26 protein-coding genes are annotated in these 24,404 nt (G+C 69.9%); 15 read left to right on the plus strand and 11 right to left on the minus strand.

Translation table 11 applies throughout. The annotated features are described in order from the left end of the window. Positions 1 to 20: 20 nt before the first annotated feature. Positions 21 to 434, minus strand: coding sequence for a GNAT family N-acetyltransferase (locus QBJ89_RS11900; RefSeq protein ID WP_277980711.1), 414 nt, complete (start codon positions 432 to 434; stop codon positions 21 to 23). After that, positions 431 to 916, minus strand: coding sequence for an SspB family protein (locus QBJ89_RS11905; protein WP_277980805.1), 486 nt, complete (start codon positions 914 to 916; stop codon positions 431 to 433). Before QBJ89_RS11905 ends, QBJ89_RS11900 begins: the two co-directional genes overlap by 4 nt. A gap of 73 nt (positions 917 to 989) precedes the next feature. Here QBJ89_RS11905 and hisB point away from each other — a divergent pair, with 73 nt between their 5' ends. From hisB to QBJ89_RS11950, 9 genes are all read left to right on the plus strand, one after another. Then, complete coding sequence (hisB, locus tag QBJ89_RS11910) at positions 990 to 1,577, plus strand: imidazoleglycerol-phosphate dehydratase HisB (protein ID WP_277980712.1); 588 nt, start codon at positions 990 to 992, stop codon at positions 1,575 to 1,577. Next, positions 1,574 to 1,885 (plus strand): YciI family protein, encoded by a 312-nt coding sequence (locus tag QBJ89_RS11915; RefSeq protein ID WP_277980713.1) that lies wholly within the window; start codon positions 1,574 to 1,576, stop codon positions 1,883 to 1,885. The genes hisB and QBJ89_RS11915 overlap by 4 nt, the downstream gene beginning before the upstream one ends. After that, complete coding sequence (gene hisH, locus QBJ89_RS11920; RefSeq protein ID WP_277980714.1) at positions 1,882 to 2,487, plus strand: imidazole glycerol phosphate synthase subunit HisH; 606 nt, start codon at positions 1,882 to 1,884, stop codon at positions 2,485 to 2,487. The genes QBJ89_RS11915 and hisH overlap by 4 nt, the downstream gene beginning before the upstream one ends. A 223-nt stretch (positions 2,488 to 2,710) precedes the next feature. Continuing rightward, positions 2,711 to 3,445, plus strand: a complete 735-nt coding sequence (gene hisA, locus QBJ89_RS11925) for a 1-(5-phosphoribosyl)-5-[(5-phosphoribosylamino)methylideneamino]imidazole-4-carboxamide isomerase (RefSeq protein WP_277980715.1) — start codon at positions 2,711 to 2,713, stop codon at positions 3,443 to 3,445. Between the two features lie 494 nt (positions 3,446 to 3,939). Beyond that, positions 3,940 to 4,701 (plus strand): imidazole glycerol phosphate synthase subunit HisF, encoded by a 762-nt coding sequence (hisF, locus tag QBJ89_RS11930; protein ID WP_277980716.1) that lies wholly within the window; start codon positions 3,940 to 3,942, stop codon positions 4,699 to 4,701. Positions 4,702 to 4,712: 11 nt separating this feature from the next. Continuing rightward, on the plus strand, positions 4,713 to 5,297 hold the full coding sequence (locus tag QBJ89_RS11935; RefSeq protein ID WP_277980717.1) for a septal ring lytic transglycosylase RlpA family protein: 585 nt from the start codon (positions 4,713 to 4,715) through the stop codon (positions 5,295 to 5,297). Positions 5,298 to 5,350: 53 nt separating this feature from the next. Then, a complete protein-coding gene (locus QBJ89_RS11940; protein ID WP_277980806.1) occupies positions 5,351 to 5,701 on the plus strand; it encodes a phosphoribosyl-ATP diphosphatase in 351 nt (116 codons plus the stop codon). A gap of 10 nt (positions 5,702 to 5,711) precedes the next feature. Further along, complete coding sequence (locus tag QBJ89_RS11945) at positions 5,712 to 6,098, plus strand: HIT domain-containing protein (RefSeq protein ID WP_277980718.1); 387 nt, start codon at positions 5,712 to 5,714, stop codon at positions 6,096 to 6,098. Between the two features lie 278 nt (positions 6,099 to 6,376). Further along, positions 6,377 to 7,924, plus strand: coding sequence for an amino acid permease (locus tag QBJ89_RS11950; protein WP_277980719.1), 1,548 nt, complete (start codon positions 6,377 to 6,379; stop codon positions 7,922 to 7,924). A gap of 60 nt (positions 7,925 to 7,984) precedes the next feature. Here QBJ89_RS11950 and mscL read toward each other — a convergent pair whose 3' ends face one another. Beyond that, entirely contained in the window at positions 7,985 to 8,461 is a 477-nt protein-coding gene (gene mscL / locus QBJ89_RS11955; RefSeq protein WP_277980720.1) for a large conductance mechanosensitive channel protein MscL, read from the minus strand. A 121-nt stretch (positions 8,462 to 8,582) separates the two neighbouring features. On the opposite strand from mscL, the gene QBJ89_RS11960 reads away from it, so the two are divergent. The 3 genes from QBJ89_RS11960 (at position 8,583) to QBJ89_RS11970 (ending at position 11,763) form a co-directional block, all read left to right on the plus strand. After that, on the plus strand, positions 8,583 to 9,122 hold the full coding sequence (locus QBJ89_RS11960) for an NUDIX hydrolase (protein WP_277980721.1): 540 nt from the start codon (positions 8,583 to 8,585) through the stop codon (positions 9,120 to 9,122). Between the two features lie 189 nt (positions 9,123 to 9,311). Further along, positions 9,312 to 10,385, plus strand: a complete 1,074-nt coding sequence (locus tag QBJ89_RS11965; RefSeq protein ID WP_277980722.1) for a polysaccharide pyruvyl transferase family protein — start codon at positions 9,312 to 9,314, stop codon at positions 10,383 to 10,385. Beyond that, on the plus strand, positions 10,378 to 11,763 hold the full coding sequence (locus QBJ89_RS11970; RefSeq protein WP_277980723.1) for a Coenzyme F420 hydrogenase/dehydrogenase, beta subunit C-terminal domain: 1,386 nt from the start codon (positions 10,378 to 10,380) through the stop codon (positions 11,761 to 11,763). The genes QBJ89_RS11965 and QBJ89_RS11970 overlap by 8 nt, the downstream gene beginning before the upstream one ends. 342 nt (positions 11,764 to 12,105) lie before the next feature. Here the strand turns inward: QBJ89_RS11970 and QBJ89_RS11975 are convergent, their stop codons facing one another. The 5 genes from QBJ89_RS11975 to QBJ89_RS11995 all read right to left on the minus strand — a co-directional run bounded on the left by QBJ89_RS11975 (position 12,106) and on the right by QBJ89_RS11995 (position 19,286). Beyond that, positions 12,106 to 13,374, minus strand: a complete 1,269-nt coding sequence (locus tag QBJ89_RS11975; RefSeq protein WP_277980724.1) for an MFS transporter — start codon at positions 13,372 to 13,374, stop codon at positions 12,106 to 12,108. A 65-nt stretch (positions 13,375 to 13,439) separates the two neighbouring features. Further along, positions 13,440 to 15,209: an alpha-amylase family glycosyl hydrolase gene (locus QBJ89_RS11980; protein ID WP_277980725.1), complete on the minus strand. Its 1,770-nt coding sequence runs from the start codon at positions 15,207 to 15,209 to the stop codon at positions 13,440 to 13,442. 57 nt (positions 15,210 to 15,266) lie between these two features. Then, entirely contained in the window at positions 15,267 to 17,750 is a 2,484-nt protein-coding gene (locus QBJ89_RS11985; protein WP_277980726.1) for a TonB-dependent receptor domain-containing protein, read from the minus strand. 163 nt (positions 17,751 to 17,913) lie between these two features. Further along, positions 17,914 to 18,909, minus strand: coding sequence for a LacI family DNA-binding transcriptional regulator (locus QBJ89_RS11990; RefSeq protein WP_277980727.1), 996 nt, complete (start codon positions 18,907 to 18,909; stop codon positions 17,914 to 17,916). A 32-nt stretch (positions 18,910 to 18,941) separates the two neighbouring features. Beyond that, the gene (locus tag QBJ89_RS11995; protein WP_277980728.1) at positions 18,942 to 19,286 is read right to left on the minus strand and encodes a hypothetical protein; all 345 of its coding nucleotides are present in this window, start codon (positions 19,284 to 19,286) and stop codon (positions 18,942 to 18,944) included. Between the two features lie 239 nt (positions 19,287 to 19,525). Between QBJ89_RS11995 and QBJ89_RS20220 the strand changes: the two genes are divergently transcribed. From QBJ89_RS20220 to QBJ89_RS12010, 3 genes are all read left to right on the plus strand, one after another. Continuing rightward, on the plus strand, positions 19,526 to 19,699 hold the full coding sequence (locus QBJ89_RS20220; RefSeq protein ID WP_431522534.1) for a hypothetical protein: 174 nt from the start codon (positions 19,526 to 19,528) through the stop codon (positions 19,697 to 19,699). A 69-nt stretch (positions 19,700 to 19,768) separates the two neighbouring features. Beyond that, positions 19,769 to 20,023, plus strand: a complete 255-nt coding sequence (locus QBJ89_RS12005) for a hypothetical protein (RefSeq protein WP_277980729.1) — start codon at positions 19,769 to 19,771, stop codon at positions 20,021 to 20,023. 240 nt (positions 20,024 to 20,263) lie between these two features. Further along, positions 20,264 to 21,376, plus strand: a complete 1,113-nt coding sequence (locus QBJ89_RS12010; protein ID WP_277980730.1) for an ABC transporter ATP-binding protein — start codon at positions 20,264 to 20,266, stop codon at positions 21,374 to 21,376. On the opposite strand, the gene QBJ89_RS12015 is transcribed toward QBJ89_RS12010, so the two are convergent. The 3 genes from QBJ89_RS12015 to QBJ89_RS12025 are packed head-to-tail and all read right to left on the minus strand — an operon-like array spanning position 21,350 to position 24,350. Further along, entirely contained in the window at positions 21,350 to 22,207 is an 858-nt protein-coding gene (locus tag QBJ89_RS12015) for a carbohydrate ABC transporter permease (RefSeq protein ID WP_277980731.1), read from the minus strand. The genes QBJ89_RS12010 and QBJ89_RS12015 overlap by 27 nt on opposite strands. Then, complete coding sequence (locus QBJ89_RS12020) at positions 22,198 to 23,079, minus strand: carbohydrate ABC transporter permease (RefSeq protein WP_277980732.1); 882 nt, start codon at positions 23,077 to 23,079, stop codon at positions 22,198 to 22,200. Before QBJ89_RS12020 ends, QBJ89_RS12015 begins: the two co-directional genes overlap by 10 nt. After that, positions 23,076 to 24,350 carry an extracellular solute-binding protein gene (locus tag QBJ89_RS12025; protein WP_277980733.1) on the minus strand — a complete coding sequence of 425 codons (1,275 nt, stop codon included), beginning with the start codon at positions 24,348 to 24,350 and terminating at the stop codon, positions 23,076 to 23,078. Before QBJ89_RS12025 ends, QBJ89_RS12020 begins: the two co-directional genes overlap by 4 nt. Positions 24,351 to 24,404: the final 54 nt, after the last annotated feature.

Here is a 24,404-nt window from a genome sequence, read left to right on the forward strand (position 1 = left end):
CCAGACCGTCTCGCCTGCTCTCAGTCGATGCGCTTCGCCAGAAAGTAGCGCGACTCGCCCGGCGGGTAATCGTCGATCGCGCCGAACATCGCGTAGCCCAGCTTCTCGTAGAAGCCGCGTGCCTGGAAGCTGAACGTGTCGAGCCACACGCCGACGCATCCGAGCCGCGTCGCCTCCACCTCCGCGGCGAGCATCAGCGCGCGGCCCTCGCCGCGGCCGCGCCGTTCGGGCGGCAGCGCGAGATATTGCACGAACAGCCAGCGATAGCTCGCCACGCCCCACAGACCGCCAACGATCGCCCCAGCCTCGTCGCGGAGCACCAGTGCGATCTCCTCGCGCGGCATCTGCCCCACCGCCGAGTCGTTGTGCGCGACCAGCGGCGCGAGGATCGCGGCGCGCACCGCCGCGTCGGGCGCGGCGACTCGCTCGATCACTTCTTTCGCTTGAAATCCACGGCGACGACGTTCGAGCCATCGCTCGCGCCGCTCGCGGGCGGGCCGTCGTTATCGGCCGGGTCGTGCCCGCCGGGGCCGTCGCCCGGCCCCTCTTGCGCCTGGAAGCGCAGCTCGAAGTTGACCGCCGGGTCGTGGAAGCCGGTGATCGCCGAATAAGGGATCACCAGCTTCGACGGCACCTGATTGAAGCTGAGCCCTACCGAGAAGCGCTCGTCGTCGACCGTGAGGTCCCAGAAGCGGTTCTGGAGCACGATCGTCATCTCGTCGGGGAAGCGCTCGACGAGGCGGGACGGGATGTCGACGCCGGGGGCCTGGGTCTTGAAGGTAATGTAGAAATGGTGCTGGCCGGGCAGCCCGCCCGTCTCGGCGACCACGCCCAGCACGCGGCCTACCACGGCGCGCAGCGCTTCCTGCACGATCTCGTCATAGGGGATTTGGCTGTCGGGCAGCATGTCGTTCATGCGCTTATGGGTAGCGCGGTGGGACGAGCGGTCAAGGTTGCTTGGACCGTCCAGCGCGTTATGGACCGGCGTCATGCGCACCGCCACGCTCCGCCGCGACACCAGCGAGACCCGTATCAGCGTGTCCGTCGACCTCGACGGCACCGGCCAATATGACATCCACACGGGAGTCGGCTTCTTCGATCACATGCTGGAGCAGCTCGCGCGTCACTCGCTGATCGACGTCACGCTCCACTGCGACGGCGACCTCCACATCGACCAGCACCACACCGTCGAGGACAGCGCGCTCGCGCTCGGCAGCGCGGTGGCGCAGGCGCTCGGCGACAAGCGCGGCATCCGCCGCTACGCCGACGCGCTGTCTCCGATGGACGAGACGCTGACCCGAGTCGCGCTCGACATCTCGGGGCGGCCGTGGCTGGTGTGGAAGACGGCTTTCACCCAGACCCGGCTGGGCGAGATGGACACCGAGCTGTTCCAGCACTGGTTCCACAGCTTCGCGCAGAATGCCGGGATCACGCTCCACGTCGAGACGCTGTACGGCGACAACAATCATCATATTGCCGAGAGCGCGTTCAAGGGGCTGGCGCGCGCGCTGCGCGAGGCGATCGAGATCGACCCGCGCAAGGTCGGCGTGATCCCCTCGACCAAGGGCACGCTGTGAGCAGCTTTCGCGCCAGCGGCGAGCTGAGCCTGATCTTGCTGAGCTATGTTCGCCCGCTCGACGAGATCGACTCGCTGATGGCCGCGCACGTTGCGTGGCTCGACGCCGGCTTCGCCGAGGGTGCCTTCCTCGTCGCGGGGCGGCGCGAGCCGCGCAGCGGCGGGGTCATCGTGGTGCGCGGCGACCGTGCCGCGGCCGAGGCGATCGCCGCGACCGACCCGTTCGTCACCGCTGGCGCGGCGACCGTGGAGGTGGTGCCATTCCACGCCAGCTTCGCCGCCGACCCGGTCCGCGCGTGGCTGGCATGACGCTGGCGCTGATCGACTATCAGGCGGGCAACCTCCACTCGGTGGCGAACGCGCTGCGCGCCGCCGGCTGCGCCGACCTGGTCGTCACCGCCGACCCCGACGCGGTGGCGCGCGCCGACCGCATCGTGCTGCCGGGGGTGGGCGCGTTCGGCGCGTGCGCCGCGGCGTTGCGCGCGGTCGACGGGCTGGTGCCCGCGCTCGAGCGCCGCGTGCTCGAACAGGGCGCGCCATTCCTCGGCATCTGCGTCGGGATGCAGCTGCTCGCAACCGCGGGCGAGGAGCTCGGCCGCCACGCCGGGCTCGGCTGGATCGACGGCACGGTGCGCCGGATCGACGTCGCCGGCACCGACGCCAAGGTGCCGCACATGGGCTGGAACGACGTGGTACCGCAGGCCGAGCACGTGCTGATCGTTCCGGGCGAGGCCTATTTCCTCCACAGCTACGCTTTTGACGGCGCGCATGTGGTGGCGACCACCGATCATGCCGGCCCCGTCACCGCCGCGGTGGCGCGCGACACTGTGGTGGGGGTGCAGTTCCATCCCGAGAAGAGCCAGCGCTACGGCCTCGCACTGCTGGAACGCTTCCTGGCGTGGCGTCCGTGAGCGGCGCGGTGTTAACGAGTCGGTCGCCCTCGTCCAGCCGGCGGCGTCATCCTGAACTCGTTTCAGGATCCACACCTGCGCGCGGCCGCCGGCCGCTGAGTTGGCGACACGGTGGATTCCAGACCAAGTCCGGGATGATGGCGGTGAGTGGGGGAGGCGTGGTCCCGGTCAAACGCGTCTCCCAGCGCCCCCATCCACCTGCCATCTCGCCGAGTAGTCCCGCATGACCCTCATCGTCTTCCCTGCGATCGACCTCAAGCAGGGCCAGGTGGTCCGCCTCGCCGAGGGCGACATGGCGCGCGCCACCGTCTACGGCGACGACCCCGCCGCACAGGCGATGCTGTTCGCCGAGGCGGGCGCGGCGCACCTCCACGTCGTCGACCTCGACGGCGCCTTCGCCGGCGCCAGCGTCAACGGCGAGGCGGTGCGCGCGATCGTCGCGCGCTTCCCCGGCCACGTCCAGCTCGGCGGAGGCATCCGAACGCGCGAGAGCGTCGAGCGCTGGTTCGATCTGGGGGTAGCGCGCGTGGTGATCGGCACCGCCGCGCTGGAGGACCCCGAGTTCGTCCGCGACGCCGCGCGCGACTTCCCCGGCGGCGTGGTGGTGGCGGTGGACGCGCGCGACGGCATGGTCGCGACCAAGGGCTGGGCCGACGTCTCCACCACCAGCGTGGTCGAGCTCGCGCGCCGCTTCGAGGACGCGGGCGTGGCGGCGCTGCTGTTCACCGACGTCGGCCGCGACGGGTTGCTCAAGGGCGCCAACATCGAGGCGACGGTGGACCTCGCGCGCGCGGTCGACATTCCGGTGATCGCGAGCGGCGGGGTGGCGGGAATCGCGGACATCCACGTGCTGGCGCTGCACGCGCGGGACGGGGTGGAGGGCGTGATCACCGGGCGCGCTTTGTATGATGGCCGCCTCGACCTGGCCGCGGCGCTGAGCGTGGCGGCGGCGGCGTAGCGGGCGCGCGGGCGGCGAAGCGGTAGTTCGGCTCCTCGTGCCCGCGCGCGCGGGAGCCTGGCGAACCGGACGTTGCGAGCTGTTGCCCTGCGTGACCCCGGGCTCCGGCGTTCGCCGGCGAACAGCTCAGCCTGGACAAGCCGGTTCCTGACCCACACCGCTGCGCGCGACCAATCCGCGCGCCGCGCCGCGTCGTCCGTGCGGCGCGTGCAGCCAGAAACGATTGTCCTGCTCCAGTTGAACCTCCCATGCGTGCTGGCGGAACCAGGACCAATGCGTGATCGTACGGCGCTCGTGCGGCCACTCGGTTGGAAAAGCGCCTCGCGGGTTGGCCAGCATGACTAGCAGCGCACAAAGCCGGCATCGCATCGCCCGACTCTTCCTCGGCCGAAAAAAGCAATGATGCCGTCGTGCGCGCTGCAAGGAACCCCCGCGCTGACCGACTTCGGTGGCGCGCTTGCCCTTGCCCGCCCGCTTCGGCATGAGCGGCACGCATGACCGTCCGTGCCCGCGTGATCCCCTGCCTCGACGTCGCCGATGGCCGCGTCGTCAAGGGCGTCAACTTCGTTGATCTGGTCGACGCCGGCGACCCGGTCGAGCAGGCGCGCGCCTATGACGCCGCCGGCGCGGACGAGCTCTGCTTCCTCGACATCACCGCCAGCCACGAGGCGCGCGGCACGCTGCTCGACGTCGTCAGCCGCACCGCCGCGGTCTGCTTCATGCCGCTTACCGTCGGCGGCGGGGTGCGCAGCGCCGAGGACGCGCGCGCTTTGCTGCTCGCCGGCGCGGACAAGGTCGCGGTCAATTCCGCCGCGCTGGCGCGCCCCGAGCTGGTGAGCGACATCGCCGAGCGGTTCGGCAGCCAATGCTGCGTCGCGAGTGTCGACGCGCGCCGCGTCGGCGACGGCTGGGAGGTGTTCACCCACGGCGGACGCCGCGCCACCGGGATCGATGCGGTGGTGCACGCGCTGCGCCTCGCCGAGCTGGGCGCGGGCGAGCTGCTCGTCACCTCTATGGACCGCGACGGCACGCGCGACGGCTACGACCTCGCGCTGGTGCGCGCGATCGCGGATCGCACCGAGGTGCCGGTGGTGGCCTCGGGCGGGGTGGGCACGCTCGACGACCTCGTCGCGGGGGTGACTGAGGGGCATGCCTCGGCGGTGTTGGCCGCCTCGATCTTCCACTTCGGCCAGGCCACGGTCGCCGAGGCGCACGCAGCGCTTGCAGCGGCGGGCGTGCCGGTGCGCGCACATTGAGGTGCGGCGCGGTGCGGGCGGGATGGGGCCGAGCCGCACGGCGCACGACGGGGGCGGCGCTGCTGGCGGCGCTGCTCGCCGGCTGTGGCGGCCACTATCGGCCGGTGAGCGACGCGCCGGTGCGGCTCGGCCGCCCTTATGTCGTGCGCGGCGTCACCTACACGCCCGCAGTCGACCCGAGCTACGACATGCTTGGCTATGCCAGCTGGTACGGCGGCGAGTCGGGTAATCGCACCGCGTTGGGCGAGCGGTTCCGCGCCAAATGGGTGACCGCGGCGCACCCCACGCTGCCGCTGCCCAGCTACGTCGAGGTCACCGCGCTCGACACCGGGCGCGTGATCCTGTTGCGGGTGAATGATCGCGGCCCGTTCGTGCGCGACCGGCTGATCGACCTGTCGCGCGGCGCGGCCGAACTGCTCGGCGTGCGCGCGCGCGGCCACGTCGCGGTGCGCGTGCGCGTGGTCGAGCCGCCCGAGCGGGACCGCGCGCGACTGCGCCGGGGCAGAGCCGCGGCGCCGCGACCCGACGTCTCGCCCGAGGTTGTCGCCAACCTGCGCGCGCAGCTCGACACCGGCCTGCGCGCGATCGGTCGCTGAGGGGGCTCCGCCCCGACTTGACCAGCGGCGTCTCGCACGGCACCCGGCGCACCATGGACCAGCCCGACCCGCTCGACCGGCTCTTCGCGACGGTTGCCTCGCGCCGCGGCGCCGACCCTGCCTCTTCCTATACCGCGTCGCTGTTCGCGAAGGGGCGGCCGCGCATCGCGCAGAAGCTCGGCGAGGAAGCCGTTGAGACCGTGATCGCGGCGCTGCGCGGCGACGAGCGCGCGATCGTGCCCGAGGCGGCGGACCTGCTCTACCACCTGCTGGTGCTGCTCGCCGACGCCGGGTTGACGCTCGACGAGGTTCGCGCCGAGCTGACGCGGCGCGAGGGCGTGTCGGGGCTCGACGAGAAGGCCGCGCGCGGCGGCCCGCTGCCGCTCTCCTTCCGACCCGAGTGAGGACCGCCCGATGACCGTCGATGCCACCCAGCCCTATGACGACGCCAACATCTTCGCCAAGCTGGTGCGCGGCGAGATCCCGTCGCGCCGGGTCTATGAGGACGAGCACAGCATCGTCTTCCACGACATTGCGCCTTGGGCACCGGTGCATTTGCTCGCGGTGCCGAAGGGTCGCTATGTCAGCTGGGACGATTTCTCGGCGAGCGCGAGCGTTGAAGAAATCGTCAGCCTCACCCGCGCGATCGGCCAGGCGGCGCGCGAGGCGGGGCTGGTCGAGCGCGGCTATCGTCTGATCGCCAACACCGGGCTCGACAGTCACGCCGAGGTGCCGCACCTCCACGTCCACATCCTCGCCGGCCGCGCGCTCGGCCCGATGCTGGTGCAGCAGGACGGGTGAGGACGGGAGCTGGATGTTCTAGGTGGATTGCCGGACTTGGTCCGGGATCCCCTCTCCCGCACGAGCAGCGCGCGGTGGTTGTGCGGCACGGTGGATCCCGGACCAAGTTCGGGATGACGGATGTGTAGGGGCATGGCGGGCCGGTACGGCCTGGATCGGCACCGAGGTCCACCTGACGCTCCCCCAACGCCCTGTCATCTCCGCGCAACACTATTGCGCGTCGCCACACACCCGCTACGCTCCTGTCCAGCAATTTTCCCTTGGGGGCATCGAACGTAATGATCTTCGGGCGCGTCAAACCTCTCGACGCCATCCTCGCCACCGCCGAGCGCAAGTCGCTCCACCGCACGCTCGGCTGGTTCCAGCTGACGCTGTTCGGTATCGGCTGCGTGATCGGCACCGGCATCTTCGTGCTCACCGCCGCGGGCGCGCAGAAGGCCGGGCCGGGCCTGATGCTGGCGTTCGCTATCGCCGGCGCGATCTGCATCGTTGCGGCGCTCTGCTACGCCGAGATCGCGGCGATGATCCCGGTGGCGGGATCGGCCTATACCTACACCTATTCCACCATGGGCGAGCTGCTCGCCTGGACGGTCGGGTGGGCGCTGATCCTCGAATATGCCGTCGCCGCCAGCGCGGTGGCGGTCGGCTGGTCGGGCTATTTCAGCGGGACGATCCTCAACCAGTTTCTCGGCATCCATTTGCCGGCTTGGCTCTCCGCCGCCCCACTCGCGCTTGGCGGCGCGCCGGGAGGGTTCATCAACCTGCCCGCGGTGGTGATCGCGGGGCTGATCACCTGGCTGCTGATGATCGGCACCACCGAGAGCGCGCGGGTCAACGCGGTGCTGGTGGCGATCAAGGTGATCGCGCTCACCGCCTTCGTCGCGCTGACGCTGCCGAGCGACTCGTTCAGCAGCGGGAATTTTAACCCCTTCCTGCCGGCGGGCGTGTTCGGCGGCTTCGGCACCGGCGTCGGCGCGGTTGGCGCGGCGGCGACGATCTTCTTCGCCTATGTCGGCTTCGACGCGGTCTCGACCGCGGCGGAAGAGACCAAGAACCCGCAGCGCAACGTGCCGATCGGGCTGATTGGCTCGCTGCTGTTCTGCACCATCTTCTATATCCTGGTTGCCGCTGGCGCGATCGGCACGATCGGCGGCCAGCCGATCATGGGACCGAACGGCATACCCTTCCCGACCGGCTCGGAGGAGCTGGCGCGCCAATGCGCGCTGCCGCGATATGCCGACATGCTGGTGTGCTCGAACGAGGCGCTGGCGCACGTGCTGCGCGCGATCGGCTGGTCCAAGGTGGGCAATATGCTCGGCATCGCCGCCTTCCTGGCGCTGCCCTCCGTGATCCTGATCCTGATGTTCGGCCAGACCCGCATCTTCTTCGTGATGAGCCGCGACGGGCTGCTGCCGGAAAAGCTCTCGGCGGTGCACCCGAAGTGGAAGACGCCCTATGTCGTCACCGCGATGACCGGGATCGGCGTGGCCTTCGCGGCGGCGTTCCTGCCGGTGGGGCAGCTCGCCGACATCGCCAATGCGGGGACGCTCTACGCCTTCATGATGGTGGCGTTCGCGGTGATGATCCTGCGCCGTACCGCGCGTGACCATAAGCGTGATTTCCGCACCCCCGCGTTGTGGCTGGTCGGGCCGTTGACGATCGTGGGCTGCGTCTTCCTGTTCTTCAACCTGCCCTCGGCGGCGATGCTGGTGCTGCCGATCTGGGGCGGGGTCGGGCTGATCATCTACTTCGCCTATAGCCGCCACCACAGCCATGTCGGCCGCGGCATCGTCGACGCCGACGACAACGCGACGACGCTGCACTGAGCAGCCTCCGCTCGACCGTGACGCTCTCCCGCGTGGGGAGAGCGTCCGGAGATCGCCGGCTCAGACCAGTGGGGGCGGGGTGCGCGTCCCCGTGCCGGCGCGCAGCTCGTCGCGGATCTCGCGCAGCAGCGCAACCTCGGCGGCTTCGGCGGCGGGCTCGGCGGTGCCTTCCTTCTTCTCGCGCTCGGCCGCGGCGATCACGCGGTTGACGCTGCGCATCAGCAGGAAGACGATGAAAGCGAGGATGATGAAGTTGATCACCACGGTGATGAACTCGCCGTAGCCGAACAGCGGCACCCCCGCCGCCTTGAGCTGGGCATAGCTCGTCAGCGAGCCGGCGTAGTTCGCGGGGACCGGCCCCAGCTTGACGAAATAGCTCGAAAAATCGAAGCCGCCGAAGAGCGCGCCGACGATCGGCATGATGATGTCGTCGGTCAGCGACTTGGTGATAGTGGCGAAGGCGCCGCCGATGATCACGCCGACCGCCAGGTCGAGCACATTGCCTCGAGCGATGAACGCCCTGAAATCCTTCAACATGTCCGTCTCCCTGCCGGCTCTCGTCGCGGGCAGATCCAGGTTAAGCGCGGATTGTCGCTTCGCCAAGCCACCGCGCTGACCTAGAGAGGCGCCTTTCAACGTCAGCACCGAGCGAGATCCGATGACCAAGCCGCACCGCGACGCCGATGCTCCTGCCGAGACGGTCTGGGCGGGCCGCTACATCGAGGTGAAGACCCAGGGGCAGTGGGAATATGTCGCACGCCGCAACGGCATCCAGGCCGCGGTGATCGTCGCGATCGACGACGCCGACCGGGTCGTGCTGGTCGAGCAGTATCGCGTGCCGCTCGGCCGCCGCTGCCTCGAGCTCCCTGCCGGACTGATCGGTGACGAGACCGCGGGTGAAGCGGTCGCCGCCGGCGCCGCGCGCGAACTGGAGGAGGAGACGGGTTATCGCGTTGGGCGGATCGAGGAGCTCGGCTTCTTCTACTCGTCGCCCGGCATGAACAGCGAGGGCTTCACGCTGGTGCGCGCGTATGATCTCGAGAAGGTCGGGCCGGGCGGCGGCGAGGCCGACGAGGACATCGAGGTGCACTTGGTGCCGCGCGCCGAGCTGGCGCGCTTCGTGCTGGCGAAGCGCACCCAAGGCGTGGCGATGGACGTGAAGATGCTGCTGCTGCTGGCGGACGGCCTGCTGGCGTGAATTCTCCCCGGCACGGGGGGGCTCCGCCTGCGGAGAGCGCCCTCCGCCAGCCTGCGGCTGGTCCCCAGCAGCGGCTTGATCATGCTCCGCGTGATCAAGGGTCGTCCGGGAGACGATCCGACCCGCTGCTCCGCGGGCGAGGAGGAGTTGTAAGCGGAACCGCTCGAGCCCAGAGCGATTAACCCCATAATGACTGCCTCACCGCGCAAGGTCGGGATCCTGACCTTCCACCGCTGCATCAACTACGGCTCCTACTGGCAGGCGCGCTGCCTGACGGAGGGGCTGCGCTCGCTCGGCCACGACGCGCGGCTGCTCGACCATCACAGCGACCAGGTCGCGCGTGCTGAGTGGCGCTGCTCGTTCCAGCCGACCTTGCCCGAGCGCACGCCGCGTACGGATCTTCCGGCCTACAAGACCAAGGGCCGCAAGTTCGTCGCCGCCTTCGATCGCCTGCCGCAATCGCCGCGTTTCCCGCTGCACCGGCCCGACACCAGCGGCTATGACGCGATCGTCGTCGGTAGCGACGAGGTGTGGAACTTCCGCCACCCCTGGTACGGCGGCGCGCCGATCTTCTTCGGCGAGGGGCTGAGCGCGCCGCGGCTGGTCTCCTACGCTGCCAGCTTCGGCAACCATGACGCCGCTGACGGCATCTCGGACGATTGGGCCGCCAAGCTGCGGCGCTTCACCGCGGTGTCGGTGCGTGACGCCAACTCGCGCGCGCTGGTGCAGACTGCGCTGGGCGCCACCCCGCCGCTGGTGCTCGACCCCGTGCTTCAGTTCGGCGACCGCGTCCACGCCGCCGCGCCGCCGTCGGGCAAGGGCGGCTATGCCCTGGTTTACGGTCACGGCTTCCCGGAGTGGCTGCAGCGCCAGATGCGCGACTGGAGCCAGCGCAGCGGCGTGCGCCTGGTCAGCATCGGCTATCGCAACGACTGGGCCGACGAGCAGGACATCGCCGCCGGCCCCGAGGAGTTCGCGCAGCGCGCCGCCAACGCCAGCGCACTGGTGACCAACTTCTTTCACGGCTGCGTCTTTGCGCTCAACAATCGGACGCCTTTCGTCACCGCGCCGTCGCCCTACCGTTTCAACAAGGTGCGCGACCTCGCCGCGGCGCTCGACGCGCAGCGCCATATCGTCGCGCCCGGGCTCGGGGCGGCTGACTATGACGCTTTGCTCGGCGCGCCGCCCGCACCGGCGGTGTATGAACGGATCGAGGGGCTTCGAGCCGAGTCGCTCGCCTATCTGCGCCGCGCGCTTGGTTGAGCCGCTCGCGCCGCGCGACGTGGTGCGCTCGGGGCTGTGCATCGGCTGCGGCGGCTGCGCGGCCGACGCGCCGGCGGGCGCGATGGCGTGGGATCGTTACGGCACGTGGAAGCCCGCCGGTGCCTTCACGTCCGCATCCACCGAAGAATTCGCGCAGCGCTGCCCCTTCTCGCCCGACGCGCGCGACGAGGACCAGATCGCCGCCGAACGTTTCCCTGACGCGCCGCGTGTGACGCCGTTGCTGGGCCGGCACGAATCGACCTGGGTCGGGCATGTCGCCGAGGGTGCGTGGCGCGAGTCGGGCAGTTCGGGCGGCATGGTGAGCTGGGTCGCGGCCGAGTTGCTGCGCACGGGTGCGGTGGACGCGGTGGCGCATGTCGCCCCGATTGCGACGCCGCAGGAGGACGGGCGCTACTTCGCCTATCGCCTGTCACGCGACGCCGGATCGCTGCTGACCGGCGCCAAGTCACGCTATTATCCGGTCGAGCTCGCCGCGGTGCTGCGCGAGATCCGCGCGACGCCGGGGCGTTATGCGATCGTGGCGGTGCCGTGTTTCGCCAAGATGATCCAGCTCGAACGCGCGCGCGACCCGGTGTTGCGCGAGCGCGTGCCGCACGTGCTCGGGCTGTTTTGCGGGCATCAGAAGAGCGCCCGGCTGGTCGACAGCTTCGCTTGGCAGCTCGACACGCCGCCGTCGCGCGTGCGCGCGGTCGATTATCGCATCAAGGACGCGGGGCGGCCGGCAAACTGGTACCGCGCACACCTCACGCTCGACGACGGCACCGCGCGGGCCGAGGACTGGTGGCACCTCGCCGATGGCGACTGGGGCGCGGGCTTCTTCCAGAACAGCGCCTGCGACATGTGCGACGACGTCGTCGCAGAGACCGCCGACGTCGCGTTCGGCGACGCCTGGGTCGAGCCCTACTCGTCCGACGGACGCGGCACCAACGTGGTGGTGGCGCGCACGCAACTCGTCGACGGTCTGATCCGCGTCGCAGTGGCGGAAGGGCGGCTGGCGCTGGAGGAAGTAGACGCCGCGTTCGTCGAGGCGACCCAGGCGGCGGGTTTTCGTCATCGCCGCGAAGGGCTGGCCTATCGGCTGACGTGGCGGCGCTGGCGCAGCGGCGTGGCCAAGCGCAAGCGGGTCGCGCCCGCGGCGCGCGCGCTGCCGCTGCGGCGACGCTTGGTGTATCGCACGCGCGCCGGCATCGCGCGCTGGAGCCACCGGCTGGCGTGGCTGTCGGCGCGGACGGGGAGGCCAGGGCTCTACCTTCATTGGGCGCGGCCGGCGCTGGCCTTCTATCGCTCGCTCGCCTGGTCGCATGGGCGGCTCGGGGGCTGGATCGACCGGGTGCTGCCGGACGTACGGCAGCGATAGAATCAGCGAGGACGCGAGGCGACTGGGCTCGTGGCGCAGCGGCGTTCTTCACTTCGCATGGAGGAGCCGAAGCTCCTTGCGGCGACGCGGCGGCGATCTTTGCGCCTCTTGCGTTAACAGGAGCGCAACCTCGCTAAGGCGTGCCCAATCCCGGTAAAGCGCCGCGCACATTGGCTGACCGGATGATGGTCTGCGCGGAGGCGCGGAGACGCAGAGAGGGTTCACTCGCTGCTGCGCCCCGCGCGTCATCTGCTAAGGGAATGCAGCGCCGGCGCGCGCTCCCGTCTCTGCGCCCCTGCGTCTCTACGCGAGTCTTCCGCGCTGCCTAGAGGCGCTAGGCTGTCACGCTGCCAAGCGGGCACTGCGCCCCACCAGCACGGTCGCGACCGCGCCGAGCAGCATCAGCGCGCCGGCGAGCAGCAGCACCGCGCGCGCGTCGCCGCCGAGCAGGTTGTGGTAGAACAGCGGGATCGACAGGCTCTCGATCATCATCGGGATGACGATGAACATGTTGAAGATGCCCATGTACACGCCGTTGCGCGCGGGCGGGATCATGTCGGTAAGCATGACGTACGGATTGCCCATCATGCCGGCCCAGCCGATCCCGATCCCGACCATCGCGACGTACAGCCAAGCCTCCTGCCCAATCGCGGGGATCGCCAGCATCGCCGCACCCGAGGCGGCGAGGCAGCAGGCATGGACCCGCTTGGCGCCGTAGCGCCGCGCCAGCGGCATCAGCGCGAGCGCGGCGACGAAGGCGACCGCGTTGTAAAAGGCGCCGAGCTGCCCGACGGTCAGCGCGGTGTCGCGGAACGCCTGGCTGGTCGCGTCGGCGGTGCCGTGGAGCGAGCGCGCCAGCGCGAAGGCGATGAACTGCCAGTATGCGAACATGGCGTACCATTGGCACAGCATCGCCAGCGCAAGCTGGCGCATCGGGCGCGGCATCTCCACCAGCGCGGTGCGAAGATCCGCGAGGGCGGATCGCAGCGTCAGCGGCTCGGCCTCGAGTCGCGCGCGCTCCCCGGCCGGCAGCGGCAGCTCGGGCACGCGCCAAACCGACCAGAGGATCGTCGACAGCGACAGCACCGCGCCGATCACGAACGCGATGCGCGTGATGTCGGGGATGCCGTTGGCGTCGACCGCGTCCTTGTCGAGGCCGACCCACACCAGCAGGCTCGGCGCGAGATAGGAGAGCGTCTGCGCCAGCCCGGTGAAGGCGGATTGCGTCAGGAAGCCGGTCGGCCGCTGCTCGGGCGCGACCCGGTCGCCGACATAGGCGCGATAGGGCTCCATCGTCACGTTGTTGGCGGCGTCGAGCACCCACAACAGGCTCGCAGCGACCCACAGCGCGCGGCTATACGGCATTGCGAACAGACACAGGCTGCACAGCACCGCACCCACGAGAAAATAGGGCGTGCGGCGCCCGAGACGCGAGGTGGTGCGGTCGCTCATCGCACCGATCAGTGGCTGGACGAGCAGCCCGGTGACCGGCCCGGCGAGCCACAGCAGCGGCAGCGTCGCCTCGTCGGCGCCGAGATATCCGTAGATCGGGGCCATGTTGGCCTGCTGCAGCCCAAAGGAGAATTGCAGGCCGAGGAAACCGAGGTTCATCTCGACGATGCGCGCAAGCGAGAGGCGGGGGCGCGACGTCTCCCGGGCTGCTACCGTCGTCGACCTCATCGCTCTCCCTCCAGCCAGACCACGCCCCAGCCCGGCGCGATCTCGCAGGATGCGCCGGTCAACCGATCGCGGCCGGCCGAGGGAAGAGCGACAGGCGCCGCGCCGAAGTTGAGGAACACGCGGTCGCTCCCGCATGCCACCCCGAGCAGCGCCGGTGCGCCCGTGTCGATCAGCGCTGGCGCGCCCGCGCCGCCGCTCGCTACGCGCGCCGCCCGCAACGCGCGCAGGTCGCCGCTGATCCGACGTGCCGCCGCACCGTCGAGCGCGGCCCAGTCCATCTCGGGCCGATGCAGCCAGCGGCCCTCGTGCGCGCGCTCCGGATCGTCGCGATAGGAATCATCGTTGAGCAGGCCGAGCTCGTCGCCCATGTAGGTCGTCGCCAGCCCGCCGCTCGCGATCGCCAGCGCGTTGAGCAGCGCGATGCGGCGGTATGCCGCCTCGCGCTCCGCCTCGTCACGCGCTGACTCCAGTCCGGCCAGCGAGGCCATGGTGCCATTGCTGCCGTGGAGCACCGCGCCGTCGCTCTGGAACGGCGCGCCGCGGCCCCAGCCGCCGTCCGCCCCCTCGAGGAAATGCGCCGCCGTGGCGAGCCGGCGCTCGGGCGCGGGGTCGATCGCGCGGAGGTCGCCAAGCACCGAACCCCAGCCGATATCGTCGTGGCAGCGCGCGTAGCTCAGCCAGTTGGCGCCGCGCGGCAGCCCGCCGCTCGCGCCGATGATCGCCGCCGGCAAGGCCGCCGACTGCTCAGCGAGGCCGACCCAGCCCGCCACCATCAGCGAGTTGTTGTAGACGAGGTGGCACTCGGGCTCGAACCCCTCGCCCTCGTCCAGTCCGAAATAGGGCGGCACGTAGGCGGTGGGCACGATCGCCTCCGCCTTGAGCAGGGTGGCGGGTGCGGCGATATCGAGCGCGGCGCGCAGTGCGCGGACGATGTAGTGGGTCTCGGGGAGGTTGCGGCAGTCGCTATCGGGCTGCTTCCACAGGAAGGCGATGCTGTCGAGCCGGAACGCCTCGACGCCGTGGTTGCCGAGCCGCAGCGCGACGTCGAGGATGGCGAGGAAGACGTTCGGGTTGCGCCAGTTCAGATCCCATTGAAAAGGGTAGAAGGTGGTCCAGACGTGACCGCCCATCGCCGGCACGAGCGTGAAATTGCCCGGGGCGGTGGCGGGGAAGACCTGCGGCAGGGCAGCCTCGCGCGCGCGCGCCTCGGCCTCGTCGAGCACGATGTAGAAGTCGCGATAGAAGGGATCGCCCGCCTTCGCCGCCTTGGCCCAGAGATGGTCCTCGGCGGTGTGGTTGAGCGCGAGATCGACGCACAGGCTGATCCGCGCGTCACGCAGGCGTGCGGTGAGCGCCTCGAGGTCGTCGATCGTGCCGAGCCGCGGCTCGACGGCGAGATAGTCGGAGACGGCGAAGCCGCCGTCGCTGTCGCCCTCGCGGGCTTTCAGCAGCGCGAGCAGGTGGAGGTAGCGTACACCGAGCGCCTCGAGATGACCGACCTTGCCGGCGAGCCCCGCGACCGTGCCGGCGTAGCGGTCGACATAGGTGGAATAGCCCAGCATGTCGGGGCGGACGAACCAGTCGGGATCGGCCAGCCGCGCCGCGTCGAGCGCGCGCAGCGCCTCGGGCCGCTCGGCGTGGCGCTCGCGGAGAAGTGCCTCGGTCGCGGCCCACAGCGCGTCGGTGTCACCCTGCGCGCCGTAGAGCCGGTCGAGCTGTCGCCGCAGCCGCGGTGCGATCGCGGCGAGCCGCTCCTCCATCGTCATCCTTCCTGTCACATCGCGCACCATAGACGCGCCCAGTGCCGCCGCCACACCTGTGCGTCAGAAATCGAAGCGCACCGAGGCGGCAATGGTGCGACCGTTGATCGAGCGCGCGCGCACCAGCCCGTTGGCGGGGATGCTCGCGTCCTCCGCCTCGGTGATGCCCTTGACGTCGAACAGATTGTTGACGTTGAGATTGAAGCTGACGTTCTCGGCGGCGCGCACCAGCAGGAAGCCGTTGACCTGGGTGTAGGCGGGCATCTTCAGGTCGTTGATCGGCTGCGTGTAGCTCGAGGTGGTGCCGATCACGTTGGTGCCGACGCTCACGCGCCCGAAGTCGAGCTGCGGCGTCGCCTGGTAGACGAACGCGGCCTGGCGTTGCGGGCGGTTGCCGTCGAGCGTCGAGTCGGTGGCGTCGCGCTTGATCGTGGCGTCGGTATAGGTGCCCGCCGCGGTCAGCGAGAAGGGGCCGGCGCGAAAGCGGCCCTCCAGCTCGACGCCGGTCGCCTCGTAGTCGCGGCTGGTGAACTGCTGCTGCGACAGCAGGTAATTGGTCTCCTGCGTGCGCGCGTTGAACACGGTGGCGTAGAGCGCCAGCGGCCCGGTCGAGAACTTCAGCCCGCCCTCGGCCTGCTTGACGAAGTCGTATGGCTTGGCCCCCGCGACCAGCCCGCCGGTAGTGGTGTCGATCAGCGGGCCGAACAGCAGCCGGTCGGCGTTGACGCGGCCGCCGCGGCTGTAGCGCGCGAACGCCGCCAGCGTGTCGCTCAGCCGGTAGTTGATACCGGCCGAATAGGAGAGATAGCGGTAGGTATAGTCAACCGGCGTGCGGTTGGCGGGGATGAACGCCACTGCCTGCTCGGCCGAGGAGAGGAAGCCGTTGCCGTCGATGTCCTGCGCGCGCGTCGTCGTGGCGCCGGGCAGGTCGCCCGCGATCCCGCCCTTGGCACTCCCGAAATCATAGCGCAGCGAGCCGTCGACGTTGAGCCGGCCGAGCTCGAAGCCGAGCTGCGCGAACGGCGCGTTGGTGGTGTAGCGCATGTCGTAGCTGCGGCGGCAGCAATTGCCGAAGAAGGACGCGGAGTAGAGCGTGCCACCCGCGGTGCGCGCCACGCCGGTCGAGTCGCGCACGTCGACCAGCACCGAGCGGCCGTCGCCCTGCACGGTCTGGTAGAAGCTGGTCCACAGCCAGTCGGTGACGATGTCCTGGCGCGAGTTGTAGATGCCCGCCGCCAGCGTCACCGCGCCGCCGCCGACATCGACCTTGCCGTTGACGCGCAGATCGTTGGTGATGTTGTTGAGGCTCTTCAGGTCGACGTCGAACAGCACCACGCTGGCGAGCAGGCCGTTGCCGCCGAGCGTCGACGGACTCGCGATGCGCTGCCCGGCGAGCGGCCCGCTCGCGTAATAGAGCTGTGCGTTCGGACCGGCGAGCGCGTCGGCGGCGGTCTGCGCATCGCCGACGCCGGCGGGGAAGGGGGAGATGAAGTCGCCCGAGATGTCCGAATAACGGAACCGCTCGGTCACGTTCCAGCCGTCCGCGATCGCGACCTGGCCTTCGAAGCCGACCGACTTGACGTCGGGGTGCATGCCGTCGCTGATGCTGCGCCGCACGGGCTGGTTATCGCCGTCGAGTGTCAGCACCGAGCCGATGTAGCGGCTGTGCAGCGTGTCCTGGTTGATCGAGAAACCGGGCACGTTGCTGTAGCTCGGGTCTGCGCCGCTGCCGCTCACGCGCACCGGGTTGGGTAGATAGGCGATGCTGCGATCGTCGAGATACTTGCCGTACAGGCGGATGTAGCCACCCTCGAACTCGCGCGTGATATTCGCCTTGATCTGGCCGCCGCGCATCGCGTCATAGCCGACCTCGCGCGGGCCGTCGCCGAGGCGATAGTAGCCGCTCAGTTCGTAACGCGTGTTGGCGTCGATCCGGCCGCCATAAGCGAAGTCGGCGCGATACTCGCGATAGTCGATACCGGACGAGAGCTGGAACGAGCCGCCCTCCTGCTCGCCCGTCTTAGAGATGAAATTGATAATCCCGCCGGGTGAGTTGCTGGCGAAGGTGGAGGCGGAGCCGCCGCGCACCGACTCGATGCGCGCGAGCGACAGGTCGTTGCGGATGAAGATGTCGGCATTGCCGAAAATGATGTCGCCGAACTCGAGGACGGGCAGGCCGTCTTCCTGGAGTTGGAGGAATTTGCTGCCGCCCGAAGCGACCGGCAGGCCGCGCACCGAAATGTTGGCATTGCCTTCGCCGCCGGACGCCTCGACGCGGACGCCGGGCAGGTTGCGCAGGATCTCGGCGGTGTTGCGCGGCGGGATCTTGCTGGTGAGGTCGGCGTCGAGCGAGCTGACCGACACCGAGGTGTCGAGCCGGTTGCGCCCCTGTGCGACGCCGGTGACGACGATGTCCTCGGCGAGCGCGGGCGTGTCGGTTGTCTGGTCCGCCGCCGTCTCGGTGACGGGGGCCGTGGTCTGCGCCTGAGCGGCAGCGGCGAGCAACAGCGCCGGGACCCCGGCGAGCAGGCGGTAACGCGCGATCATGATATCCTCCCCAGCGGGTGAACGGTCGTCTCCGCGACCGGCTAAGAAGTTGATGCAACGTTATGCAATCGATTGCAATAACCTTTTACAAACGTTTGCGTTAGAAGTTGTGCTCTGCCGGTGTGGATGTGCCTGCCGCTTCAGAATGCGCGCGGCGTGCCGCTCAGGTTGAGGCGCGCACCACCAGCTCGGGCACAATCACCGCGTGCTCCGCCGCCTCTCCCGCGACCCGCGCGAGCAACCGTTCGACCATCAGCGCGGCGCCTCGCGCGAGGTCCTGACGGATCGTCGTCAGCGGCGGCGAGGTGTGGGCGGCGAGCGTGACGTCGTCATAGCCGATCACCGCGACTTCGCGCGGCACGTCGAGTCCCGCTTCGCTCACCGCGCGCAGCACGCTCATCGCGGCGACGTCGGAGGCGGCGAAGATCGCGTCCGGCAAGGTGCCGACCGCGAGTCGGGTCCGCATCGCGGCATGCACTCGATCAGGATCCATCGCGGTGGCGAGCACCTCGGCGCGCACCCCGGCCGCGCGCGCGGCCGCGGCGAAGCCGGCGAGCCGATCGGCGAACTCGGGCGGGGCGGGGTCGCCGACGAAGAGCAGCCGGCGGCGACCGCGTTCGAGCAGATGCTCCGCCGCGAGCCGCCCGCCTGCGATATTGTCCGAGCCGATCGCGAGGTGACGCTGCCCGTCGCGGTGGACGCCCCAGGCGACCAGCGGCCCATAGCGCGTGGCGACACGCTCGATCGTCTCATATTGATCCGACTGGCCGATGAGCAGCAGGCCGTCGACTCGTCCGGCGTCGACCAACCGATCGAGCCAGTCGCCGTTCTCGGGCAGCACGCGCGAGAGAAGCACGTCATAGCCGCGATCAACCAGCAGGTCGGCGATATAGCCGAGCAGCGAGAGGAAGAAGGGGTCGGTCAGATGCTGGGTGCGCGCGTGCCCCAATGGCATCGCCAGCCCGATCGCCCCGGTGCTGCGCAGCCGCAGGTTGCGCGCGAGCTGGTTGGGGCGGACGTCGTGCTCCCGCGCCAGCGCCTGGATGCGCGCCTGAGTCGCCTTGCTCACCGACGGGTGGCCCGACAACGCGCGCGACACGGTGGCGGTCGACACGCCCGCGAGCGCGGCAATGTCCGCGAGCTTCGTCGGCTTCGACAACAAACGCAGACCCCCTGAAATTGCTCGGACATTTAGCCGCGAGACGGGCGTGGCCGCAACCACCTCGGGGTCGTAGTCGGCGGCGGTCGGGCCTGCGCGGCGAGACGGGCGATCTCGCGGTCGACGAAGTCCATCAGCAGCGCCATGACCGCGGGCGGCGATTCCTGCTTCTTCATTACCCGGCGCTGGCAGATTCTGGCCGAAACGACGAGGATCGTCTCGGCCAGAAAGCGCAGCGGCTCGGCCGCGCTCGCCTGCGGCACGATCGCGCTCAGCGCCTGGATCAGCCGCTCGTCGACCGAGCGGAAGATCGCGGCCAGGCGGGGGTTGCGGGTGGTCTCGGCGATGATCTCGGAGACGAGCCGCTCGTCCGGCATGTCGGCGCAAGGGATGAAACGTTCGACCCAGGCGCGTACGGCGGCACAACCTACACCGGCTGTTCGACGGCGGGCGCAACGCGGCAACCTCGATGACGCCAAGGCCTCGCAGCAGGTCGCGGTGCCGACCTACGAGCGGACGATCCAGACCGCGTTCGGCGAGGTGGCGGACGCGCTCGCCCAGCGCGGCACGATCGGCGAGCAGGTGTCCACACAGGGCGCGCGCCGGGGCCGCGACCGTGGCGGCGCGACTGTCCGACGCGCTCTACCGTGCCGGGGGCGATTCGTTCCTGACCGCGCTCGACGCGCAGCGTACCGCTTATTTGGCGCAGGAGCAGCTGGTGACCACGCGACCCAACCACACCAGCAACTCGGTGGAGCTGTACCGCGTCTTCCGCGGCGGACTGCGCTGACGCGCAAACGTTTGCTTGCAGCCGGGCAGATTCGGCGTACTCTTTCCTCGAAATGACGAGGAGAGGGCGATGCTGTCGAACGAGCGCGCTGGTGACGAGAGCATCGTCATCCTTCAGACATTGCTATGCCTGATGCGCGAGAAGAACCTGCTGTCGCGCGCCGATATCGAGGATCTGTGCGACCGCGTCGCGGCGCGCGCGGCGCAGGCCGAGCGCGATCCGATGCCGTGCTGCGCCGAGGCGACGAGCGCGGCCGCACACGAGATGGCGCGGATCGGCAGTTACATCGGCCAGCGCTACGGCGGCAAGCACCGGCGGCTGTGAGGGGGGCGGCGGCGGCGTCTAGCGTCACACGGCCGGGCAAGTAGCGACACCCGAATCCTTCCCGGCACGGGGAGGGGGACCGCCGCGCGCAGCGCGGTGGTGAAGGGGGGCGCATGGCGCAGTGCTCGCGGAAGCCCCCCTCCACCAGCCTGCGGCTGGTCCCCCTCCCCGCGAGCGGGGAGGATCGATGACGAAAGCCGCCCCTTGTCACCGCCCCGCTAACCAGCGACACTCACCGCCGTGGCCAGCGTTGACATCCAGGGGCTCGCGAAGCGCTTCGGTGCGAGCGACGTGCTCCGACCCACTGATCTCCACATCGCCGACGGCGAGTTCGTCGTGATCGTCGGCCCCTCGGGCTGCGGCAAGTCGACGCTGCTCCGGCTGATCGCCGGGCTCGAGGAGCCGAGCGCGGGCCGGGTGCTGATCGGCGGGAACGACGTGACCGACGCCGCGCCCGCCGACCGCGAGCTGGCGATGGTGTTCCAGTCCTATGCGCTCTACCCGCACCTCACCGTCTACGAGAACATCGCCTTCCCATTGAAGGTGGCGCGACTCGCCAAGGCCGAGGTGCGCCGTCGCGTCGAGGAGGTGGCCGAAGCGCTCGACCTGATGCCGCTCCTCGCGCGCCGGCCAAAGGCGCTGTCGGGCGGGCAGCGCCAACGCGTGTCGATCGCGCGCGCGATCGTGCGTCGTCCCAAGGTGCTGCTGCTCGACGAGCCGCTTTCCAATCTCGACACCGCGCTGCGCGTGCGGATGCGTCACGAGTTCGCGCGGCTGCACCAGCAGCTCGGCAGCACGATGATCTACGTCACGCACGATCAGCTCGAGGCGATGACGCTCGCCAACCGCATCGTCGTGATGAGCGCGGGTCGGGTCGAGCAGGTCGCGCCGCCGCTCGAGCTCTACGCCGAGCCCGCGACGTTGGAGGTGGCCGCCGCGATCGGCTCGCCGGGGATGAACCTGCTCGCGGTGACGATCGCCGCGGCCGACCACGACGGCGCGACGGTGCGGCTGGCGGACGGCGCCGAGCTGCGCGTCGCGGTCGCGGTGCCCGCTGCCGCGGTCGGCGCGGCGGCGACGCTGGGCGTGCGGCCGGAGAACCTCTATCCCGCCGACGGCGGCGCCTTCGCCGGTGTGGTCGAGCTGTTCGAGCGGCTCGGTCCGCTCTCCTTCGCGCATCTCGGCACATTTGGCGATCACCCAGCGGTGGTGGCGCAGCTGCCCGGCGACCGCGCGGTGACCTTGGGCGAGCGGCTGCGCTTCGCGGTCGCGCCCGAGGCGGCGCATCTGTTCGACAGCGACGGCCGCGCCTATCCGCGCCCCGCCTCAGCCCTTGACGCTGCCGCCGAGTAGCCCGCTAATATAAAAGCGCTGAAGCGGCACGAAGAGGATCAGCACCGGCAGGGTGGTGACCACCGCCGCCGCCATCATCAGCTCGCCGTCGGCGGCATGTTCGCGCGAGATCGCCGCGACCGCGACCGGCAACGTGTAGAGCTGCTGGTCCGCCAGCACGATCAGCGGCCAGAGGAAGTCGTTCCAGCTGCCCAGGAACATGAACAGCGCCAGCGTCACCGTGATCGGCGCGAGCAGCGGCAGCACGATCTGCGCGAAGATGCGCCGCTCGCTGGCGCCGTCGAGCCGCGCCGCGTCGAGCATCTCGTCGGGGATCGACAGCGCCGCCTGACGCACGAACAGGATCGCGAAGATGCCAGCGAGCGAGGGCAGGATCACGCCGGCATAGCTGTTCACCAGCCCGAGCTCCTTGAAGATCAGGAACAAGGGCAGCATCGCGACCTGGCCGGGCACAACCAGCGCCGCGACGAGCAGTTGAAGCAGCCGCTCGCGTCCGCGGAAGCGCAGTTTGGCGAACGCATAGCCGGCGGGCACGGTCAGCAGCAGTCCCAGCAGAGTCGACAGCGCCGCCACGGCGAGGCTGTTCCACAGCGCCGGCACGATGCGATAGTCAAACCACGCGCCGTCGATCAGCCGGCGCGCGAGCAGCTCGTGGTAATTCTCCCACGACCAGTGGGACGGCCACAGCCGCGGCGGGAAGCGGCTCGACTCGCCGCGCGGCATGAACGAGACGAGCACCATCCACACCAGCGGCGCGGCGGTGAGCAGCGTCACCGCTACCACCGCTGCGTTGGTGGCGATCGCGCGCCAGTGGCGGCGGGTCACAGCCATTCGTAGCGTCGCCCGATGCGCGCCTGCACGAAGGTGAGCGCGAGGATCAGCAGCAGCAGGATGAACGCCACCGCCGAAGCCTGGCCGAGGTTCCACCATTTGAACCCCTCGTCGAACATGAAGTACAGCACCGTGGTCGTGCTCTGCGCCGGCCCGCCGAGCGTCATCACATAAGGCTCGGCGAAGATCTGGAGGAAGCCAGCGACGCTCATCACGGCGGCCAGCAGCAAGGTGGGCCCGATCGCGGGCAGGGTGACGTGGCGGAAGCGAGTCCAGCGCGAGGCACCGTCGAGCCGAGCCGCCTCCATCAGGTCGTGCGGCACCGCGGACAGTGCCGCGGTGAAGACAATCATGTTGTAGCCGAAGATCTTCCACGTGACGAACAGCAGGATTGCGGGGATCGAGGCATGCGGGTCGCCGAGCCAGTCGACCGGCGGCACACCGACCCAGTCGAGTGCGCGGTTGAGCAGCCCGAAGCGCGTGTTGAGCAGGAAGCGCCACACCACCGCGGTCGCCACCACGCTGGTGACATAGGGTGCGAACAGCAGCACGCGCCATAGCGGCTTCCATCGCACGCTGGCGTCGTGGAGCAGCAGCGCCGCCGCGAGCGAGGTACCGATCGCCATCGGTACGCCAAGTAGGGCGAACAGTGCGGTGTTGCCGAGCGCGCGCCAGAACAGCGGCGTGGTCAGCAGGTCGGCGAAGTTGCCGAGCCCCACGAAGCGCAGCGCGCCCCAGTCGGCGAGCGCGTAGATCGAGTAATCGGTGACGCTCAGCGCCAACGCCAGCAAGGTCGGCAAAGCGAAGACGAACAGGATGATCGCGAGCACCGGCAGCACAAATCCCCAGGCGGTGCGCTCCTGCCGGGTCACGTCAGCTGCCCCGCCTCGACCAAAGCGCGGCGCTTGGCGAGCAGCCGGTCGACGCGGTCGTCCATTGCCACCAGCGCGGCGTCGATGCCGAGCTGACCGCGCACCACGCGTTCGGCGATCAGCTGCACCTCGATGCGGATCCGCTCCCACTCCACGATCATCGGCTCACGCGTCGGATCGCGCATCTGCTCGGCGAAAGCGGCAAGTGCGGGCTGGCGCAGTTGCGGCGTGTCCCAGGCGGCGGCGCGCGCTGGCAGGGTGCCGATCAGCCGCTGATAGGTCAGCTCGCTCGCGGATGAGGTGAGGTGGCGCACCAGCGACCAGGCGGCGGCGGGCCGGCGCGAGCGTGCCGAGACGCACAGGCTCGCCGCGATGCCGGAGACGCGCCCGGGACCCTGCGGACCGGGCATGCGCGCGGTACTCCACAGCGCGGGAGGAATCTCGGCGGCGCGGCGATGCAGGTCGAGCGTCAACGTCGGGCCATAGGGATAGACCGCGAAGTAGCCCTGCGCGAAAGCGGCGACCGGATCCTGCACCTCGGTGGACAGCGCCGGCGGGGCGAGCCGCTCGCGGAACAGCGAGACGTAAAAGGCGAGCGCGTCGCGGAAGTGCGGGTCGCGGAAATTGCCGCGCGTGTCGCGCTCGCGCAGTGGCCGCGCACCGGTCTGCCCGGCGAAGGTGAAGAGCGTGTCCCACCAGTTGAGCAGCATGAGGAAGGCGTAGTTGTCGGGCGCGCGCGCCTTCAGCCGCTGCCCCATGCGGCGCCACGAATCCCAGTCCTCCGGCGGCGCGGCATAGCCGGCGCGCTCGAGTAGGTCGCGGCGGTAATATTGCACCTGTGGCGCGACTGACCAGGGCACCGCATAGGGCTGACCGTTCGGTCCGGTGGCCGCGCTCACGCCGGGGAACAAGCCGGTGAGCAGTGCGGCGTCGATGACGGGCGCGAGCGCACCGATCAGGGCGAACTCGCCGACCCAGCCATCCGGCAGCATGAACACGTCCGGCAGCGAGTCGCCGGCCTGCGCGGTGAGTAGTTTCTCGTGCGCCGCGGTCCAGGGCAGCGTCTGCACCTCGACCTGGAAGCCGGTCGCGCGCGTGAACGCGGGCATGAGCATCGGCGAATAGTCGCCCTCGTAGCTCATCGCCCACAGGCTGATCGTGTCGGACGAACGTCGCGCGGTACAGCCACCCGCCGCGGCCGTCGAAAGCGCCGCGACCAGGGAGCGCCGGGACCAACCCGCGGCACGCGCGAGCTTCCCCCCGTATGTCACGCTGCATCAACGTCTCGCCCGAAATTGGGTTGCGCTAGGTTGTTAACAATTAGA

This window comes from Sphingomonas phyllosphaerae (assembly GCF_029623345.1).
In the GTDB taxonomy this organism is placed as follows: Bacteria; Pseudomonadota; Alphaproteobacteria; order Sphingomonadales; family Sphingomonadaceae; genus Sphingomonas; species Sphingomonas phyllosphaerae_C.

Bases quoted from the DNA above. Each gene is read 5' to 3' on its own strand.
- QBJ89_RS11985 (WP_277980726.1), bottom strand. From the start codon at position 17,750: ATGATCGCGCGTTACCGCCTGCTCGCCGGGGTCCCGGCGCTGTTGCTC.
- hisH (WP_277980714.1), top strand. From the start codon at position 1,882: ATGACGCTGGCGCTGATCGACTATCAGGCGGGCAACCTCCACTCGGTG.
- QBJ89_RS11960 (WP_277980721.1), top strand. From the start codon at position 8,583: ATGACCAAGCCGCACCGCGACGCCGATGCTCCTGCCGAGACGGTCTGG.
- QBJ89_RS11950 (WP_277980719.1), top strand. From the start codon at position 6,377: ATGATCTTCGGGCGCGTCAAACCTCTCGACGCCATCCTCGCCACCGCC.
- QBJ89_RS12005 (WP_277980729.1), top strand. From the start codon at position 19,769: ATGCTGTCGAACGAGCGCGCTGGTGACGAGAGCATCGTCATCCTTCAG.
- QBJ89_RS11980 (WP_277980725.1), bottom strand. From the start codon at position 15,209: ATGACGATGGAGGAGCGGCTCGCCGCGATCGCACCGCGGCTGCGGCGA.
- mscL (WP_277980720.1), bottom strand. From the start codon at position 8,461: ATGTTGAAGGATTTCAGGGCGTTCATCGCTCGAGGCAATGTGCTCGAC.
- QBJ89_RS11945 (WP_277980718.1), top strand. From the start codon at position 5,712: ATGACCGTCGATGCCACCCAGCCCTATGACGACGCCAACATCTTCGCC.
- hisA (WP_277980715.1), top strand. From the start codon at position 2,711: ATGACCCTCATCGTCTTCCCTGCGATCGACCTCAAGCAGGGCCAGGTG.
- QBJ89_RS11995 (WP_277980728.1), bottom strand. From the start codon at position 19,286: ATGCCGGACGAGCGGCTCGTCTCCGAGATCATCGCCGAGACCACCCGC.
- QBJ89_RS11905 (WP_277980805.1), bottom strand. From the start codon at position 916: ATGAACGACATGCTGCCCGACAGCCAAATCCCCTATGACGAGATCGTG.
- hisF (WP_277980716.1), top strand. From the start codon at position 3,940: ATGACCGTCCGTGCCCGCGTGATCCCCTGCCTCGACGTCGCCGATGGC.
- hisB (WP_277980712.1), top strand. From the start codon at position 990: ATGCGCACCGCCACGCTCCGCCGCGACACCAGCGAGACCCGTATCAGC.
- QBJ89_RS11975 (WP_277980724.1), bottom strand. From the start codon at position 13,374: ATGAACCTCGGTTTCCTCGGCCTGCAATTCTCCTTTGGGCTGCAGCAG.
- QBJ89_RS11965 (WP_277980722.1), top strand. From the start codon at position 9,312: ATGACTGCCTCACCGCGCAAGGTCGGGATCCTGACCTTCCACCGCTGC.
- QBJ89_RS11940 (WP_277980806.1), top strand. From the start codon at position 5,351: ATGGACCAGCCCGACCCGCTCGACCGGCTCTTCGCGACGGTTGCCTCG.
- QBJ89_RS12015 (WP_277980731.1), bottom strand. From the start codon at position 22,207: ATGGCTGTGACCCGCCGCCACTGGCGCGCGATCGCCACCAACGCAGCG.